At 69.0% G+C, this 17,468-nt stretch carries 12 protein-coding genes and 2 pseudogenes; 7 read left to right on the plus strand and 7 right to left on the minus strand.

The window, feature by feature from the left end:
- Positions 1-68: 68 nt before the first annotated feature.
- Positions 69-1,292, minus strand: a complete 1,224-nt coding sequence (locus OG207_RS05755) for an arginine deiminase (protein WP_329096495.1) — start codon at positions 1,290-1,292, stop codon at positions 69-71.
- Between the two features lie 731 nt (positions 1,293-2,023).
- Between OG207_RS05755 and OG207_RS05760 the strand changes: the two genes are divergently transcribed.
- The gene (locus OG207_RS05760; RefSeq protein ID WP_329096497.1) at positions 2,024-2,863 is read left to right on the plus strand and encodes a hypothetical protein; all 840 of its coding nucleotides are present in this window, start codon (positions 2,024-2,026) and stop codon (positions 2,861-2,863) included.
- Positions 2,864-3,010: 147 nt separating this feature from the next.
- On the opposite strand, the gene OG207_RS05765 is transcribed toward OG207_RS05760, so the two are convergent.
- Positions 3,011-4,711 carry a SulP family inorganic anion transporter gene (locus OG207_RS05765; protein ID WP_329096499.1) on the minus strand — a complete coding sequence of 567 codons (1,701 nt, stop codon included), beginning with the start codon at positions 4,709-4,711 and terminating at the stop codon, positions 3,011-3,013.
- A 54-nt stretch (positions 4,712-4,765) separates the two neighbouring features.
- On the minus strand, positions 4,766-5,560 hold the full coding sequence (ppk2, locus tag OG207_RS05770; RefSeq protein ID WP_329096501.1) for a polyphosphate kinase 2: 795 nt from the start codon (positions 5,558-5,560) through the stop codon (positions 4,766-4,768).
- Positions 5,561-5,740: 180 nt separating this feature from the next.
- Here ppk2 and OG207_RS05775 point away from each other — a divergent pair, with 180 nt between their 5' ends.
- Complete coding sequence (locus OG207_RS05775; protein ID WP_329107450.1) at positions 5,741-7,423, plus strand: sensor histidine kinase; 1,683 nt, start codon at positions 5,741-5,743, stop codon at positions 7,421-7,423.
- Between the two features lie 16 nt (positions 7,424-7,439).
- Here the strand turns inward: OG207_RS05775 and OG207_RS05780 are convergent, their stop codons facing one another.
- Together OG207_RS05780 and OG207_RS05785 are read right to left on the minus strand one after the other, a co-directional pair.
- Positions 7,440-7,934, minus strand: a complete 495-nt coding sequence (locus OG207_RS05780) for a pyridoxamine 5'-phosphate oxidase family protein (RefSeq protein WP_327733484.1) — start codon at positions 7,932-7,934, stop codon at positions 7,440-7,442.
- A gap of 126 nt (positions 7,935-8,060) precedes the next feature.
- Positions 8,061-8,387 (minus strand): STAS domain-containing protein, encoded by a 327-nt coding sequence (locus OG207_RS05785; protein ID WP_329096506.1) that lies wholly within the window; start codon positions 8,385-8,387, stop codon positions 8,061-8,063.
- Positions 8,388-8,648: 261 nt separating this feature from the next.
- On the opposite strand from OG207_RS05785, the pseudogene OG207_RS05790 reads away from it, so the two are divergent.
- Positions 8,649-9,375: pseudogene (locus tag OG207_RS05790) on the plus strand (response regulator).
- A 68-nt stretch (positions 9,376-9,443) separates the two neighbouring features.
- On the opposite strand, the gene OG207_RS05795 reads toward OG207_RS05790, so the two are convergent.
- The gene (locus OG207_RS05795; protein WP_329096508.1) at positions 9,444-10,319 is read right to left on the minus strand and encodes a universal stress protein; all 876 of its coding nucleotides are present in this window, start codon (positions 10,317-10,319) and stop codon (positions 9,444-9,446) included.
- A 244-nt stretch (positions 10,320-10,563) separates the two neighbouring features.
- On the opposite strand from OG207_RS05795, the gene OG207_RS05800 reads away from it, so the two are divergent.
- The 4 genes and pseudogenes from OG207_RS05800 (at position 10,564) to OG207_RS05815 (ending at position 16,058) form a co-directional block, all read left to right on the plus strand.
- Positions 10,564-12,933, plus strand: a complete 2,370-nt coding sequence (locus OG207_RS05800; protein WP_329096511.1) for a phosphoketolase family protein — start codon at positions 10,564-10,566, stop codon at positions 12,931-12,933.
- Positions 12,934-13,080: 147 nt separating this feature from the next.
- Positions 13,081-13,722 (plus strand): CBS domain-containing protein, encoded by a 642-nt coding sequence (locus tag OG207_RS05805; protein ID WP_329096513.1) that lies wholly within the window; start codon positions 13,081-13,083, stop codon positions 13,720-13,722.
- A 74-nt stretch (positions 13,723-13,796) separates the two neighbouring features.
- A pseudogene (locus tag OG207_RS05810) lies at positions 13,797-14,158 on the plus strand (response regulator); the annotation flags it as partial.
- A gap of 514 nt (positions 14,159-14,672) precedes the next feature.
- The gene (locus tag OG207_RS05815) at positions 14,673-16,058 is read left to right on the plus strand and encodes a hypothetical protein (protein ID WP_329096516.1); all 1,386 of its coding nucleotides are present in this window, start codon (positions 14,673-14,675) and stop codon (positions 16,056-16,058) included.
- 17 nt (positions 16,059-16,075) lie between these two features.
- On the opposite strand, the gene OG207_RS05820 is transcribed toward OG207_RS05815, so the two are convergent.
- Positions 16,076-17,428: an IS4 family transposase gene (locus OG207_RS05820; protein ID WP_329096518.1), complete on the minus strand. Its 1,353-nt coding sequence runs from the start codon at positions 17,426-17,428 to the stop codon at positions 16,076-16,078.
- Between the last annotated feature and the right edge of the window lie 40 nt (positions 17,429-17,468).

The following is a 17,468-nucleotide window of genomic DNA, read 5'->3' on the forward strand; positions in this document are numbered from 1 at the left end:
GCTCCTTGATGTGTACGGGGTGTGTGCGGCGGGCGGATGACGGGGACGCGGGGGCGCGGGAGGGGTGGTCAGGCGGCCTCGCGCTCGATGGGACAGGTCATGCACCGCGGGCCGCCACGGCCCCGGCCGAGTTCGCTGCCTCGAACGGTGATCACCTCGATACCGCTCTTGCGCAGGTGGGTGTTGGTGGTCACGTTGCGCTCGTAGGCGACGACCACGCCGGGTTCCACGGCCAGCACGTTGCAGCCGTCGTCCCACTGCTCCCGCTCGGCGGACCGCAGGTCCTGGCTCGGGGTGAGGACGTTGATGGACGGCAGACCCAGCGCGTCGGCGATGGCCCGGTCCATGTCCTCGGGGGCGTGGTCGGTGACCCTCAGCCCCTCCCCGCCGGTCCCGGGTTCGATCGTGGAGGAAGGCAGCATGCCGAGGCCGGCGTATCGGGTGAAGGTGTCGCCGCTGACCATCGTCATGACCGTGTCGAGGTGCATGAAGCTGCGGCTCTTCGGCAGGCTGACGGCCACGACCCGCTGGGCGGAACCCGCCCCGAACATGCGCAGGGCGAGATTCTCCACGGCCTGAGGCGTGGTGCGCTCGCTCATGCCGACGAGCACCGCGCCGTTGCCGATGACCAGGACGTCGCCGCCCTCGATGGTGGCGGGATAGGCCGCCTGTCCGTCGGACCACCGGTGGAACTCCCCCTTCGCGAAAAGGGGGTGGTGCTGGTAGAGGGCTTCGAAGTGAACCGTTTCACGGCGGCGTGCCCGTTTGTTCATCGGGTTGACGCTCACGCCGTCGTACACCCAGCACGAGGTGTCGCGGGTGAACAGATGGTTGGGCAGCGGCGCTAGGAGGAAGTCGTCGGGCGCCATGGCGTGCAGTCGTACGCTCGGTATCGGGCCCGTACGCTCGAGCAGTTCCGCCTTGGTGACGCCGCCGATGAGGCAGGCGGTCAGGGCGGCCGGCTCCAGGGAGTCGAAGTGCGTGCGGAGCCGGTCGGTGCCGAGGATGCCGAACTCGCGTTCGTCGAAGACCCGGTCCAGCACGAGCTGCCGTGCCTCGATGCCGTCCAACGTCTCGGTGAGCAGGTCGGCGAGGAGGTGCACGCGCACTCCGCGGTCCCGCAGGACATCGGCGAACGCGTCGTGCTCGTCGCGGGCGCGCTTGGCCCACAGCACGTCGTCGAAGAGGAGCTCGTCCTTGTTGGTGGGTGTGAGGCGTGTCATTTCACGGTCGGGGCGGTGCAGGATGACCTGCCGCAGCCGGCCGGTCTCGGAGTCGACGTGAAACGTCATGGGGTCCCCCGGAGGTGAGACGGAAGGTGCGCTCGACGGGCGCCGTAATGGGATGTGCGCCCGGCCGGGCGTCCTCTGGGGGCGCCTCGGGGAGCACTTGAACTCTGTCACTTGCGCCCCCTCATGCCCGGCGGCAACAGTCCCTGGTGGCGGGCCGGTCGGCACTCTCCGGGAGGACCTGTTCGGTCGCTTCGCAGGGCCCTTCGGCCCTGTATGGCGACGGTCGGGAAACGAACGCGGCGGGGACGAGGGACACCCGCGGTCAGAGGTCTGCGTGCCTCGCAAGGGCCACGGGCGGCCGGCAGGGGTCCCGCGCGGCATACATGGCGGCGCCCCAGAACGCGCCACTCGGTGACGGGCACGTACAGCGGCGGACCTCCACGACCGCCCCGCCAAACCGCTCTACGACGACACAGACGTCGAGAACACACTGAGGGTCTGCGCGAATGTCGGAATCGGCAGCGAGATCCGGTCTTCTTGCAGTTAAGTGACCATCCAGCCGCTACATCGTTAGGCCATTCGTGCGGGAGCTGGAACGGAATTTGATAACTGCGGCCGAGGAACCCATCAAGCCTAGCTCGAGGGCCCGCCCGGCAAGGGCTAGGAACTCCCAGTCCGCTGCCGTCCGCCACGACATATCACCAGTCACCAGGAATCCACCCTCGAAATTCCAGGGCGCGTATGCAAGCGCCGTCACCGTTGCGCAAGGTCCCGACACATGGAGAGGCCTCATGGACGTCAAACCCTGCGACGGCTGGGTTCATAATTTGAGCGAGCAAACCCTCTGCTTCACCGGCAAAGTCCTCATGGATGGCGAATGGGTCATTCGAAAGGACTGCGAGGAGATGATCCAGCAGTTCGGTGCTAATTCCAAGCCGGACTTCTCCCGAAAGATCACCGTCGTCGTCCACGGTGATCTCGCCAGTCAGCTCGTAACCGACTCGCACCGGGAGTACAGCAAGAAACTGGTCCTCGCCGCACGGGAACGCGAACAAGGACATCACGTATGCGTGGTGGATGGGAACGGATTCGTCGACTTGATCGATGGAAATCCCGCGCCCTGCCGAGAGCTGCAACGGGCTCAGGGCGCGGACGGCGGCGTCTTCGTCCTCGCCCGCTCCGGAGACGGGATCTTGGGCGGCCCCCTTCATCGACGCAAGGTCGGGCAGCACGGAACCGGAGCCCTGTCGCTCGACCTCGATCACCTCGACAGGGGCACCAGGGCTCACGAGGCAACCATCGCCGCACTCATCGAGCACCTGGCCTACCAGCAGGTCGAGGTACGCGGGCACGCACGCAATGCCCCACGATTCGACGCCGGCTGGTCACGTGGCGATGACATCTTCATCGCCGAGGTCAAGAGCTTGACCGGCGCGAGTGAGGATCAGCAGATTCGCCTGGGGATCGGGCAAGTCCTCGACTACACGCACCAACTACAGCTCGGGCGCACCGACATTCGGGTATGCCCCGTCCTGGCCCTGGAGAAGCGGCCAACTGAACCGAGGTGGACCTCGCTCACGGAAGCCAACGGAATCCTTCTCACATGGGCTCCCGTCTTCGCAGGATGCTGAGCCAAAGACTTCACCCCGCCATGGGCAGCCGCCCCCGGCGCACGGCGGCAGACGATCCCATCGAACACCCGAACCGCCCGGACCGCATTCCGCCGACTCAGTCACCAGCAGGGGCCGGGCGGCATTTTTCGGGGCGGCAGGTCCTGCTCATTCCGCCGCGAACCCTGCCCCGCGGCCCCATGCCCGATAGGCCTCCAGAGCCGTGGGCAGGGTCGGGTAGATGCGGTCGGCGCCCACCGAGGCGGTCAGGCCGTAAGCGTCCAGGTCCTCGCGGAGTTCCTGTTTGACCCTGGCCAGGGCGAGGACGATGCCGCGGTCCTCGAGTTCCTGGCGGAGTGTCTCCACGGCGTCCAGCGCTGTGATGTCCACCTCCACGTTCGCCTCGGTGTTGAGGACGAACCAGCGCGTCGGAGACCGCTGCTCGTCGACCGCTGCCAGGGCACGGCGGCGGAAGTTCTCCGCGTTGGCGAAGAACAGCGGCGAGTCATAACGGTAGATCAGCAGCCCCGGAACCGTCCGCGCCGTCGGGTAGTCGTCCACGTCGTGCATGCCGGCGAGCCCGGGCACCATGCCTTCCACGGCGTCGTGCGGGCGGGCCACACGGGCCAGCAACTCGACCACGGACAGGATCACGGCGACGAGCACGCCGTACAGGATGCCGAGGGCCAGAACACCCAGGAGGCATCCGAGCGCCAGCAGCAGCTCGCGCCGGCGGAAGGCCGCGAGACGCCGGAACTCGCCCACTTCGACGAGGCGGACGGCGGCGTAGACCACGATGGCGCCGAGGACGGCGCTCGGAGTGTGAGCCAGGAGCGGCCCCAGGAAGAGGAGGACCATCAGTACCGCGAGTGCGGCGAACAGGGAGTAGGCCTGGCTCCGTGCCTTCGCCGACTGGGCCAGCGCGGTGCGGCTGGCGCTGCTGCTGACGGGGAACCCGTGCATGAGGCCCGCCCCCAGGTTCGCCGCCCCCAGGGCGAGCAGCTCACGGTTGGGGTCGAGCGGAAGCGGGTCGCCCCGGTCGGCGAAGGCCCGGGCGGTGAGGATCACGTCCGAGTAGCCGACGAGAAGGACGCCCAGCGCCGGGATCACCAGCTGCGGAAGGTCGCCGGGGGTCGGCAGCGCGGGCACGGGCAGCCCGGAGGGTACGGATCCGATCACGGCGATCCCGTACCGCTCGTCCAGCCCGAATGCCGCCACCAGGGCGGTGACGGCGACAAGGGCGAGCAGGGGACGCGGAACCGTCCGCCAGTACCTCGGCGCCACCAGGAGCAGGACGAGCACAGCGGCGGCCAGGACGACGGTCGGCCAGTGAACGTCCGAGACGTTGAGGGCGAAGGTGTACAGCTGTGAGAAGAAGCCGGAGCCGGTGGCTCGTACTCCGGTGAGCCGGGGCAGCTGGTCGACGATCATGATCAGGGCGACACCGGCGAGGTAGCCGACGAGCACGGGCCGTGAGAGCAGGTCGGCGAGGAACCCGAGGCGCACGGCCCAGGCCGCCAGCGACACCAGGCCGACGACCACGGCGAGGGCCGCCGCGAGAACCGCGTACCGGCCCGGGTCCCCTCCTGCGAGCGGCCCCACGGCGACGGCCGTCATCAGCGCGGTGGTCGACTCGGGTCCCACCGACAGCAGCCGTGAGGAACCGATCAGGGCGTAGAAGACCATGGCCGGCAGCACGGCCCAGAGCCCCACGACCGGTGGCAGCCCGGCCACCCCCGCATAAGCCATGGCCTGGGGCACCAGATATGCGGCAACGGTGATGCCGGCCAGTGCGTCCCGGCCGAGCCATGCCTGGCGGTACCCCCGGAGTCCGAGAGGCAGCAGGGACGGCTTTCCACGTGCGGACATCGCGCTCCTCGCTGACGGTGCACTCGGCAACTCCGCGTCGGCATCCGCCGCCCTTCAGCCCTTGCCGAGCGTGGACGCATGGTCGGGGACGGCGTTCTGCAGGTCCTTGGGAGGACGCTGGTATCCGGTGGAAGGAGGACGGGGCGGCAGGGTGAGTGAAGGCAGGGCCACGTCCGCGTAGGGAAGCGAGGACAGCAGGTGGGCGATCATGTTGAGTCTCGCGCTGCGCTTGTCGTCGCTCTCGACCACGTACCAGGGGGCGTCCGCCGTGTCGGTGTGGACGAGCATTTCGTCCTTGGCCCGCGAGTAGGCCTCCCAGCGCGTGAGGGACTCCAGGTCCATCGGGGAGAGCTTCCAGCGCCGCAGCGGGTCCTTCGCCCGGGCGCGGAACCGCTCCTCCTGCACTGCGTCGCTGACGGAGAACCAGTACTTGCGGAGCAGGATCCCGTCTTCGACGAGCATGCGCTCGAAGAGCGGACACTGACGCAGGAAGAGCCGGTGTTCCGCCGGTGTGCAGAAGCCCATGACGTGCTCGACTCCGGCGCGGTTGTACCAGCTGCGGTCGAACACGACGATCTCACCGGCGGCGGGCAGGTGCTCGACGTAGCGCTGGAAGTACCACTGGCTGCGCTCCCGCTCCGTCGGCGTGGGCAGGGCCGCGATGCGTGCGACACGGGGGTTGAGGTGCTCCGTGACACGCTTGATCGTTCCTCCCTTGCCCGCCGCGTCGCGGCCCTCGAAGACGACCACGAGCCGAGCGCCCTCCGCACGCACCCACTCCTGGAGTTTGATCAGCTCCGTCTGGAGCCGCAGCAGCTCGTCCTCGTAGACCGCCTTCTTCAGGCCCATGGCGCATCCTCCCCGTCGTCGTCCGGCGCTTCGGTCACGTCAGTCTCGGCTGGCATCCGCGCGCAACGATGCCCATCGGGCCCGGGCGTGTCGATACGCTGACCGTGGATCGGGCAACCGAGCGAGCCGTCGGAGGGGAAGCACGTGGGTGTGAGGGATCCGTTGACGCAGGTACCGCGGATGCGGCTGGACGAGCTGCTGGACGAGCTCCAAGCGCGCATCGACGAGGTGCGCGGCACCCGCGACCGGGTGCACAGCCTCCTGGAAGCCGTGGTGTCGGTGGGGCGGGAGCTGGATCTCGCCCAGGTACTGCGGCGGATCGTGGAGGCGGCCGCGCTGCTCGTCGACGCCGAATACGGCGCGCTGGGAGTGATCGGCCCCGACGGCCGGACTCTCTCACAGTTCCTGACCGTGGGGCTCACGGATGCGGAGATCGCCGAGATCGGTCCCCTGCCGGCGGGCCACGGCCTGCTCGGGGAGGTCATCCACCACCCGGAACCGCTGCGCCTGACGGATCTCGGCGCGCACTCCTCGTCCTACGGCTTTCCGGCCCATCACCCGCCGATGCGTACGTTCCTGGGTGTGCCGATCCGGGTCCGCGAGGAGGTGTTCGGCAATCTCTATCTGACCGACAAGCGTGGCGGAATCGACTTCGACACCGAGGACGAGACGGTGATCTCCACCCTCTCGGTGGCGGCGGGTGTCGCGATCGACAACGCGCGGCTCTACGAGGGCTCGCAGCGCCAGCAGCGATGGCTCAAGGCCAATGCGGAAATCACCGAAAGCCTGCTGTCCGGCAGCTCCCGCCCGGCGGTACTGGAGCTCATCGCCCGCCGCGCACAAGAGATCACCGCGGCACGCCTCGCGGACATCGCCATGCCCGTGGCCGGTATCGACGGCCTGGTCGTGGAGTTCGCGGCCGATGCGGACGGAGCCGAGCGGCAAGGTCTCGTCGTCCCCTTCGCGGGCACGCTCGCAGGAGCGGCGCACCTCGCCGGCAAACCCGTCACAGCGGTGCAAGCCTGGGCCGACGAGCGCTATCCCGCTGAGTCCCAGATTCAGGAAGGGTTGGGGCCCGCCGTGGCAGTCCCGTTGGGCACCGCGGGCGGCGAAAGCAGAGGTGTCCTGCTGCTCGCGCGCCCGGCGGGAGAGCCGGCGTTCGGCGAGGGCGAGCTGGAGCCGCTCGTCGCCTTCGCAGGTCAGGCCGCACTCGCCTTGGAGCTGGCGGAGCGGCGCCGGGACGCCGAGCAGATAGCACTGCTGGAGGAGCGCGACCGGATCGCCCGTGACCTGCACGACCTGGCGATCCAGCGGCTCTTCGCGACCGGCATGACCTTGCAGAGCGCTGCCCGGCTCGTCGAGCACGAAGGGGCGGCCGAGAGGGTCGGCCGGGCGGTCGACGACCTGGACGAAACGATCAAGATCATCCGGTCGACGATCTTCGGGCTGCGTACCAAGGACCGCGAGGGCGGCCCTGGTTTGCGGGCGCGCGCCGCCCGTGCCGTCGGCGACGCGGCCACCACCCTCGGTCACCCGCCGCGTCTGAGCATGGAGGGCCTGCTCGACACCGACGTACCTCCGCACATAGCCGACCACGTCATGGCTGTGCTGGGTGAACTCCTCAGCAACGCCGCCCGCCACGCACAGGCGACCCGGGTCGGAGTGACCCTCAAGGCGGGCCAGGGCGAGGTCGTGCTGACCGTCTCGGACAACGGGAAGGGCATTCCGGCCCAAGGCCGCAGAAGCGGCCTGCTCAACCTCGACGAGCGGGCGCGGAGCCTGGGCGGCTCCTTCACTCACGAGACTCCGGATGACGGGGGTACAAGGCTCGTCTGGCGGGCTCCCCTCCCCACCGGGGGCTGAGGACCGGGGCAAGGCGTCAGCCCCGGGCCGCGGGCACGGGCTGCGTCGGGTCCGCCTCCAGCCGGAACCCGGTGACGAGATCCGGACGGATCCTCAGGGTGCTGGTCATCCGGTGCGCCACCCATGGACGCAGCAAGTGCGCGTACCGGTCCATCTCGTCGGCATCTGACACCACCCTCGCGTAACCAGTGACGACAACGCTCCAACCGAGGTGCGTGACGGAATCGATGACGTCCGCTTCGTAAGCGACCACCACGCCGGGAGCGTCGGCGGGTGCCGCCAGGGATGCCAATGCCCCGTCCTCATGTATCCGGACGATGATGGCCTCGTTCTCGACGAGATGGTTCACCGGTCGGACGGCGGGCAGCGCGTGCTGTGTGAAGACGATGCGCCCCAGGGACACCGTCGAGAGCAGCCACAGAGCCTCGGCCCTGTCCAGCTCCCGCATGTAGCGGCGGGCTGTCGTGTCACCGACCTCTCGGGCCCGTAGCGGGTTGCCTTCGTGATCCATGCTGCTTACCTTCGTCCGGCCCCGATGGGCCCTTGCGGCTTCCGCGTCCCAGCCTTCACCGCGATCCACGGGAGAACCAGGGCCGAACGGTCCCCGTCCAGGGGCGAGATTCGGACGCCCGCTCGATCACGTCACGGCGAGCGGCAGGCTGCGGTCGACACCGAGCACCTGCATGGACTTGACCAGCAGGGGTGGTACGCCGCGGAGCAGGAGCTGGGTGCCCGCGCTACGGCAGCGCTGGTGGAGCCAGAGGAAGAGTTCGATGCCTGAGCTGTCGCAGAAGGAGATCCCGGACAAGTCCAGGACCATGTTGCGGTGGCCGAATCCGGCGAGTTCGGCGAGGCGTGGTTCCACTCGTCCCGCCGTATGGAAGTCGAGCTCTCCGGCCAGGGCGATCCTCAGGCCGCGGTCGTCGCGTGCCACGGTCCTCAGGTCGATCAAGGCGGTCGTCATGGTGTCCTCCGCGCTGCGTGCGGCTCCGTCGAGTCGCGCCGTTCCCCGTGCACCCGCAGTTCATCGGGTGCTGAGTGCACTCGGGAAGGCCCGGCAGGCCCTCGGACAGGGCCGAAGGTCCCTCCTCCTCTGCCCACACCGGCCCTGCCGCGCGCAGCGGCAGGTCGATGCGGGCCTATCGGCCCTGTCCGTTCCGCCCGTACGGAAGGCAGGATGCCGGTGTTCGTGCGTTCGGGACGAACCAGGCGAAGGAGTTGCGTCATGACCGGCAGCGGTGCCCACTCCCACGCGACGAGCGCGAGCGGCGCGACCGATCCCATCAGCATCTTCCTGCTCGACGACCACGAGGTCGTGCGCAGAGGGGTGCACGACCTGTTGGACGCCGAGTCCGACCTGACCGTGGTCGGTGAGGCGGGCACGGCGGAACAGGCGCTGGTCCGCATCCCCGCACTGCGCCCCCCGGGTCGCGATCCTGGACGTACGGCTCCAAGACGGCGACGGGGTGAGCGTGTGCCGGGAGTTGCGCTCGCGGATGCCCGAGCTGGCCTGTCTGATGCTCACGTCGTTCGACGACGAAAAGGCGCTGCTGGACGCCGTGATGGCGGGGGCCTCCGGATACGTGCTCAAGCAGATCACCGGCACCGACCTGGTGACCGCCGTCCGGACGGTGGCCGCGGGCCAGTCGATGCTCGACCCCGGCGCCACGACGCGGCTGCTGGCCCGCATGCGCGGCGACGTGCCGAAGGAGGAACAGGTCCCGGGGCTTCCCGGCTCCACGGACCGGGAGAAGGAGATCCTCCTCATGGTCAGTGAGGGTCTTACCAACCGGGAGATCGGCAAGCGGCTGTACCTCGCGGAGAAGACCGTCAAGAACATCATCTCGCGGCTCTTCGTCAAGCTGGGCGTGGAGAGGCGCGTCCAGGCCGCGGTGATCGCCAGCCACGCGCTGACCCCACCCGGCCGGCACCCGATCCCGGCCGCGGAGTAGGAACCGCCCACGGTAAGGGCCGGGCACGCCGCACGACGGCGAGCCCGGCTTCAACCGTCGATTCGGCGTCAGTGGTGCGGGACGACGGCGACGGGGCAGGCCGCGTGGTGGAGCACGGCATGGGCCACCGAACCGATGCGCGTACCCACCGCCGACTCGCGGACCCGGCGGCCGACGACGACCAGCTGGGCGTCCGAAGCCTCCGACAGCAGCACGTGGCCGGCGCTGCCCCGCTCCACGTGCGCGACGACCTCCACCTCGGGAAACCTCAGCCGCCACGGCTCCAGCGCCTGGTCCAGCGCGGCCTTCTCGAACGGCTCCAGACCGCCGAACTGCTCGGCGATCCACATCGAGCCGGGGCTGTATCCGTACACCGGGGGCAGGTTCCAGGCCCGGACGGCGCGGAGCGGGACCTTGCGCGCCGCGGCCGCCTCGAACGCGACGCGCAGTACCTCGGCTGATTCCTCCACTCCACCCTGCTGCCCCACGACGACCTCGCCCTCTTCCGGCACGGCCAGCGGCCTGCCGTGGCGGGATCGGACGGAGACGACGGGGCACTCGGCGGCCGCGATCACCTGCTGACCGTAGGAGCCGAGCAGGAAGCCGAGCAGGGCTCCGTGCCCGCGGGTGCCGAGGATCAGCAGCTCGGCTTCCTTGGCGGTGCGCAGCAGGGCCGGCACGGGCGTGTCGCACAGGACTTCTGCGGTGAGCGCGAGCGACGGGTACCGGTGGGTGAGCTCCTGCTCGACCTCCTTCAGGATGTCGTCGGCCCGGCGGGATTCGGTGTCGCGGTCCTGGACGATCGGGACGGCGAGCGGCTGCCACAGCCAGGCGTGGACCACGTGCAGGGGCAGGTCACGCCGTACGGCTTCGCGCGCGGCCCAGTCCGCGGCGGCCCGGCTTTCCGGGGATCCGTCCACTCCGACAACGAGGGTGCGCTTCACAGGTCTGTCCTCCGTACTGATGCGAGAGGCATCGGGGTCGGCCGGCGGGGATTGGGCGGCGCCGGCCGGGGGAAGGACCGGCGCCACCGGGATTCACCTTGCTCGTGCTGGGCAGGGGCGCAGAAGGGCCAACGGTCCCTCCTCGAGGGCCGGTCCTCCTCTCGCGGCCGCACCACAGCAGGGGCAGGGTGTCGGTATCGGCCCCGTCGACGAACGTCCCGGACCCTCAGACGCAGGAGCGGACATGACCGCGTTGAGCGCGCATTCGATCTCGCAGCTGGACGCCCACTGGCGCGCCGCGAACTACCTGGCCGTCGGTCAGATCTACCTCATGGGCAACCCCCTGCTGACCCAACCGCTGAGGCCGGAGCACATCAAGCCGCGGCTGCTCGGCCACTGGGGCACCTCGCCCGGCCTCAACCTGGTGCACACGCACCTCAACCGCGTGGTCAAGGAGCGTGCGCTGGAGGCCCTGTGCGTCTGGGGTCCGGGACACGGAGGTCCCGCCGTCCTGGCCAACTCCTGGCTGGAAGGGACATACAGCGAGACGTATCCGGACGTGAGCCGCGACGCCGACGGCATGGCCAAGCTGTTCCGGCAGTTCTCCTTCCCCGGCGGGGTGCCGAGCCATGTGGCGCCGGAGACCCCCGGTTCCGTCCACGAGGGTGGGGAGCTGGGTTATGCCCTGGCCCACGCCTACGGAGCCGCCTTCGACCACCCCGGCCTGCTGGTCGCGTGCGTCATCGGCGACGGCGAGGCCGAGACCGGTCCGCTCGCCGCGTCCTGGCACTCGAACAAGTTCCTCGACCCGGTCCACGACGGCGCGGTCCTGCCGATCCTGCACCTGAACGGCTACAAGATCGCCAACCCGACCGTCTTGTCCCGGATCCCCGAGGACGAGCTCGACGCGCTGCTGCGCGGCTACGGGCACGACCCGCTGTACGTGACCGGCAGTGACCCCACCCAGGTCCACCACGCCATGGCCCGCGCGATGGACCACGCCCTGGACCGCATCGCCCTCATCCAGCAAGAGGCACGGACGGCGGGCACCGACCCCGGCCGAGAGTACGCACGCTGGCCCATGATCGTGCTGCGCACGCCCAAGGGCTGGACCGGTCCGGCGAACGTCGACGGCGACCCGGTCGAGGGCACGTGGCGGGCCCACCAGGTCCCGCTCGCCGGTGTGCGCGAGAACCCGGCACACTTGCAGCAGCTGGAGGCCTGGCTGCGCTCGTACCGGCCGGAGGAGCTCTTCGACGCCGACGGTCGGCCGACGGCCCAGGTCCTGGCCTGCGTGCCGGACGGCGAGCACCGCTTGGGCGCCGTGCCGTACGCGAACGGGGGCCGGCTGCTGCGGCCGCTCCCGCTGCCCGCGCTCGACCAGCACGCCGTCCCCGTCGACAAGCCCGGCCGCACCCTCCACGAACCGACCCGCGTCCTCGGCCGCTTCCTCACGCAGATCATGCGGGACACGGCTGAGCGACGGGACTTCAGGGTCGTCGGGCCGGACGAGACCGCCTCCAACCGGCTGGACGACCTGTACGAAGCCACCGGCAAGGCCTGGCAGGGCATCACGGAGGCCACGGACCGGAACCTGTCCCGCGACGGCCGGGTCATGGAGATCCTCTCCGAACACGTCTGCCAGGGCTGGCTGGAGGGCTACCTCCTCACTGGCCGCCACGGCCTCTTCTCCACCTACGAGGCCTTCGCCCACATCGTCGACTCCATGGTCGCCCAGCACATCAAGTGGCTGAAGACCTCGCGCGAACTGTCCTGGCGAGCGCCCATCGCCTCCCTCAACTACCTGCTCACCTCTCACGTCTGGCGCCAGGACAACAACGGCTTCTCGCACCAGGACCCCGGATTCGTCGACCACGTCCTCAACAAGAGCCCCGACGTCGTACGGGTCTACCTGCCACCGGACGCCAACACCCTCCTCGCCGTGGCCGACCACGCCCTGCGCAGCCGCGACCAGGTCAACGTCATCGTCGCCGGCAAACAGCCCTGCTTCGACTGGCTGCCCATCGACGAGGCCCGCACCCACGTGACGCGCGGCGCCGGCATCTGGGAGTGGGCGGGCACCGACCACGGCTCCCGCGAACCGGACGTCGTCCTCGCCTGCGCCGGCGACGTACCCACCATGGAAGTGCTGGCCGCCGCGGCCCTGCTCCGCGAGCACCTCCCCTCGCTGGCCGTCCGCGTCGTCAACGTCGTCGACATCGCCCGGCTCATGCCCCACGAGGAACACCCCCACGGCATGACGAACCCCGAGTACGACGCCCTCTTCACCACCGACAAGCCGGTGATCTTCGCCTACCACGGCTACCCGTGGCTCATCCACCGCCTCGCCTACCGCCGGACCGGCCACCCCCACCTGCACGTCCGCGGCTACAAGGAGTCCGGCACCACGACCACCCCCTTCGACATGGTCGTGCGCAACGACATGGACCGCTACCGGCTAGTCATGGACGTCATCGACCGCGTACCCGGCCTCGCGACCCGCGCCGAAGGACTGCGCCAAGCCATGGCCGACCAGCGCATCCGACACCACGACTGGATCCGCGAACACGGCACCGACCTGCCGGAAGTCGCGGACTGGTCCTGGCCGTACTGAACACGCGCCGAACAGGGCCTACCGGACCGACCACGGGGCCGGTCGGTCCCCGTCTTGGCCCACAGGGAGCCTGTCGACGCGCACGTCCGAATGCCGACACTGGAAGTGTCGGGACCCTACCGATCGACCACGGCGAAGGAGCCGGTCATGCCCGCCTCTCAGTCCACCGTCAGTGACCTCATGACGCACACCGCCATCGCCATCGGCCGTGAGGCGTCCTACAAGGAGATAGTCGAACTGTTGCACGAATGGAAGGTCAGTGCGGTCCCCGTCCTGGAAGGTGAGGGTCGCGTCGTCGGGGTCGTCTCCGAAGCAGACCTCCTCCCCAAGGAAGAGTTTCGCCGCGAGGAGCCCATCCTGCCGGACCAGCTAGACGAAGCGTCCAAGGCCGGCGCCGTGCTCGCCGAGGACCTGATGTCGAGCCCCGCGGTCACCGTCCACGCCGACGCCACTGCCGCGGAGGCTGCCCGCATCATGGCCCGCAAGGGCGTCAAGCGCCTTCCGGTGGTGAACAAAGTCGGCATGCTGGAGGGCGTCGTCAGTCGCAGCGACCTCCTGAAGGTGTTCCTGCGTCCCAACGAGGAACTTGAGGAGGAAATCCGCCAGGCCGTGCTGGCCGAGCTCGCACCGGGCGCGCGCTTGGACTTCTCGGTGCAGGACGGAGTCGTCGCCCTCCGGGGACCGCTGCGGGATCGGGCTCTGGTCCCGCTCCTGGCCCGGGCGATCCGCAGCGTCGAGGGTGTCGTCGACGTCCGGATGGAGTTCGACGGGGCCGTCTCACCCGCTTAGCAGGTGCATATCACCAAATTCTGAGACAATCCGGGTGGAAGCAGGCGCAGCGTCATCCGGATCAGGCGGCGAACATGTCCGACGTACCGGGGGCCTCCACGGAGGCCCCCATCAAGGTGTTCGTCCTCGACGATCACGAGGTGGTCCGGCGCGGGTTGCGGGACCTCCTCGATGCCGAGGGGGACATCACCGCGGTGGGCGAGGCGGCACGGCGGAGCAGGCCCCGGCCCGCGGACCGGCGCTTCGCCCGGACGTCGCCGTCCTCGACGTACGGCTGCCCGACGGTGACGGAATCTCGGTCTGCCGTGAGCTGCGCTCCCGCATGCCGGATCTGGCCTGCCTGATGCTGACGTCGTTCGACGACGAGGACGCCCTGTTGGACGCGATCATGGCGGGGGCGGCCGGGTACGTGCTGAAGCAGATCAAGGGGTCCGATGACCACGTACCCCTTCCCACGGCACACGACGTGCCATTGGGCCCTCTGGCGGGAATGGACGTACCGCGGTGGCAAACGGCGAGCGGCTCGGTGCTCCATCGGCCGGCCCAGTACCTCCTCTGGGCCCAATATCCAGGCGGTGTCCGCCCAGCCGGCTCCAGCCAACACCGTCTCACGGCAGTCCCCCGGCTCTTCACCCTCCTCGACGGTCTCTCGCGCCGCTCCCTGCGAGTGATCGGCGACACCGAATGGCACGACTCACCAACCGTGTACCAAGAAGCCATCGACAACGTCCCCAAGGCAGCGTTCTCGCCCGACGCCCACTGCTGGTGGAACACCCAAGCAGCCGGCCGGCTCCCCCACCTCCTGTCCATGGCCCGCGCAGACGCCGCCTCCGCGCAGCAACAGGCACAGCGCGCCCAGGCTCCTTGGCGGTAAGACGGCCACAGCCTCGGTCCCAACGAAGCCCGGCAAACCTGCCACGCCGCGAACTGCTCTCTGGTTGGGTGGCTCAATGGAGCACCAGGAGTATCTTGGCCACCGCCTCATCGAAGTAGCCCTTCTTCCCGCGAGGGTGGTCTACCTCATCGCTGAAGGCAGCACGAGCGGTTTCCGGGCGGCGGTGCGGGCGGCGACCCAACGCTGGGGCGGCATGACCGAGCCGATCATCGAAGCCTCTACGGATGCCGACACCGGCGCGACGGCGGAGCTGATCCGAGTCGCGGATGTCCAAGCGCTCGTCAATGTGAACGCCAACCCTGGACGTGCTCAGGAACTTGCCGACTCCTGGAATCTTCCGCTTGTGGCCCTCGACGCCATGGGCTCAACAGGAATCTGGCAGTTCACGAGCCGGCCTGAGGCTGCCTGCCACAACCTGATCGGGCCGGCAGCGGACACCTGCTTCCGGGCAGATCCGGAGGGACCGCTCTGGGCCGTGGCAGTGGCGGGTATCTACGACGCTCCAGACGAAGCTGCGTACCAAAGTCCCGTGATCCCTGCGCAGGACACTCTCCTCGGTGCCGCACAAAGCACCGGCGCTACGGCCCTCCAGCAAGGCATGGCCGGCTTTCAGGAACACCAGCGCTCAAGTCAGAACGTGCATGACGAGCTGCCGATCGTTGTCGTCGTTGCCCGGCCGGATTCTCTGCCCGACGTCCTGTGGTTTTGGAATGCTCGTGCTCTGCGCTTGCACGTACACACCGAGATGCCCCTCTTGCTGTTCCCCGACGATGCACCGAAGAACTGGACCAACTTCGCGCGCGACATCCGGCTGGCACAGGTCCACTCGGGGCTCCGCGTTCAACCGGACGTCGTCCTCATCAGTCAGAGCGTTGCGGAAGATGACCTGCACGAAGCGGCGCATCAGGCCGGTCTCGTCGCATCGTTCGACCATGAGCTCCGCCACAGCCGTCTTGCTGAGGCTCCTGAACCTCTGACCTACGCGATCAACCTGGACGTCTCTTCAGGGTGGCTCTTCGATCGCCGATGGGGTGCCATGAAGCGCAGCGGTTTCCACCAGTTCGCCGGGCCCAGCCGGTTCGACGTCAAGCTGCCCGTCACCCTGCAGCACCCCGCAGCCGGTCTGCTGCGCCTTGCCGGAGAGCCCTTCAACGGTCTTCCAAAGCATCCCGTAGTCGCTCGTATGATCACGGAACAAGGCAGGGGCCAGATTCGACTTCCGGCGTCCTGGCACGGCGACCAACTACAGATGCCAGTTTCCCTGCCGTGGTTGGACTGGCCGCGGCTGACCCTGACCATCCCGAAGCTAGTGGAGGTCGTACCTCGGCTCTTGGACGACGCCACCAACAAGTTCGAGCTGTCGACTCCGGGCAAGATCGGCGTCACCATCACCCAGCAGTCCGACATCGGCGCCCTTCTAGACCCAACGCCGTTCAGTTAGGGCAGGGCTGGGTGGCGTCAAGGGTCCGTGGTGAGCATGTTGATGCTGATGGTGGCCTTGTAGGTGGCCCGGTCGATGGCGGGTCCGCGGGCGTTGTATTTGGAGATCGCTCGTTTGACGATGCGGTCTTTGGTGCGGACCCGCCGTGGGGGCAGGAGCTGGGCCAGCACGTGGCGGCCGATGGCTCCGACCAGGTCGATGACGGTGTCGGCGATGATGCCCGCGGCCAGGACGAGCTGGTCACGGGCGGCGGACAGTGCGACGGTGAAGCCGGCCCGGTCCGGGTCGGTGCCCGGGATGCTGTCGGTAGCATCCGTCATCGCGGTCCGCAGAGCCTGGTAGGCGACCAGGAGAGCCCAGACCTCCTGGTCGATCCCGGCCGGGGTGCGGGCACGCAGGACCCGTCCGCCCAGGATCGTGGATTTCAGCTCCGCGTAGGCAGTCTCGATTTCCCAGCGTTCGTGGTAGAGCCGGATGAGCTCGGCGGCCGGGTGCGTTGACGGGTCGGTGAGGGTGGTCAGCAGCCGGTAGTGGCCGGTGCGGACCTCTCGGGAAGTGGCGATGCTGATCTCGGCGTCGATGACCCGCACGGTCAGTGCGCCCAGCCGGGCCAGGAATGAGCCGTCGCCGCAGTGGGCCACCGGTGGCAGTCTCCGGCCGGACTTGCAGCGCACCAGCAGGTCGGCGCCGGTGGCGGCGAAGCGGTTCAGCAGTGCGGTGGCAGCGAAGTTCCGGTCGCCCAGCAGCAGCATGCCGGCACGCAGATCGCCCGCCAGTCGGCCCGCGTACTCCAGCTCGCCGGTGCCGGCAGGGCCGAACGCCGCCCCGATCACCGCCCGGGTCCCGCAGGCCACCAGCGCCACCAGCCGGATCTGCGGATAGCCCCCGGCCCCGTTATTGCACCGCTGTTTGGAGAACACAGCGAGGTTCGCCGGGGCGTCCGGCACCGGCAGCAGCGTGCCGTCGACCGCCACCACCAGCAGCCCGCGCCACCGCATGGCGGCCGCCGTCGTGGCCACCGGGCCACGCACCAGGTCGAACAGCGCCTTCAACGGCGCCGCGCCCACACGCTGACGGGCCTGTCGTAACGCGCTGCCGCTCGGTCTGGTGGGCGCCAGGCCCGCCAGACCCGCGCACAATCGGTCGAAGACCTGCCGATAGCCCAGCTCGGCGAACAACGCCCCGGCCAGCAGTAGGTACACCGTGACTCGCGCCGGTACCAGCCGGACCCGCCGCTGAACGGCCCCGCTCGCCGCCAACACTTCATCGACCATCTCGAACGGCACGATCCGGGTCAGCTCGCCGATATGGCCAGGCGCGAACACCCCGGCCGCTACCTTGACCGTCCTTGTTATGGCAGCCTGTTCCAACAGCGGAGCTCCTGTGGTGAGGATGTCTTGGAGGACAAAC

Source organism: Streptomyces sp. NBC_01439 (genome assembly GCF_036227605.1).
Lineage (GTDB): Bacteria > Actinomycetota > Actinomycetes > Streptomycetales > Streptomycetaceae > Streptomyces.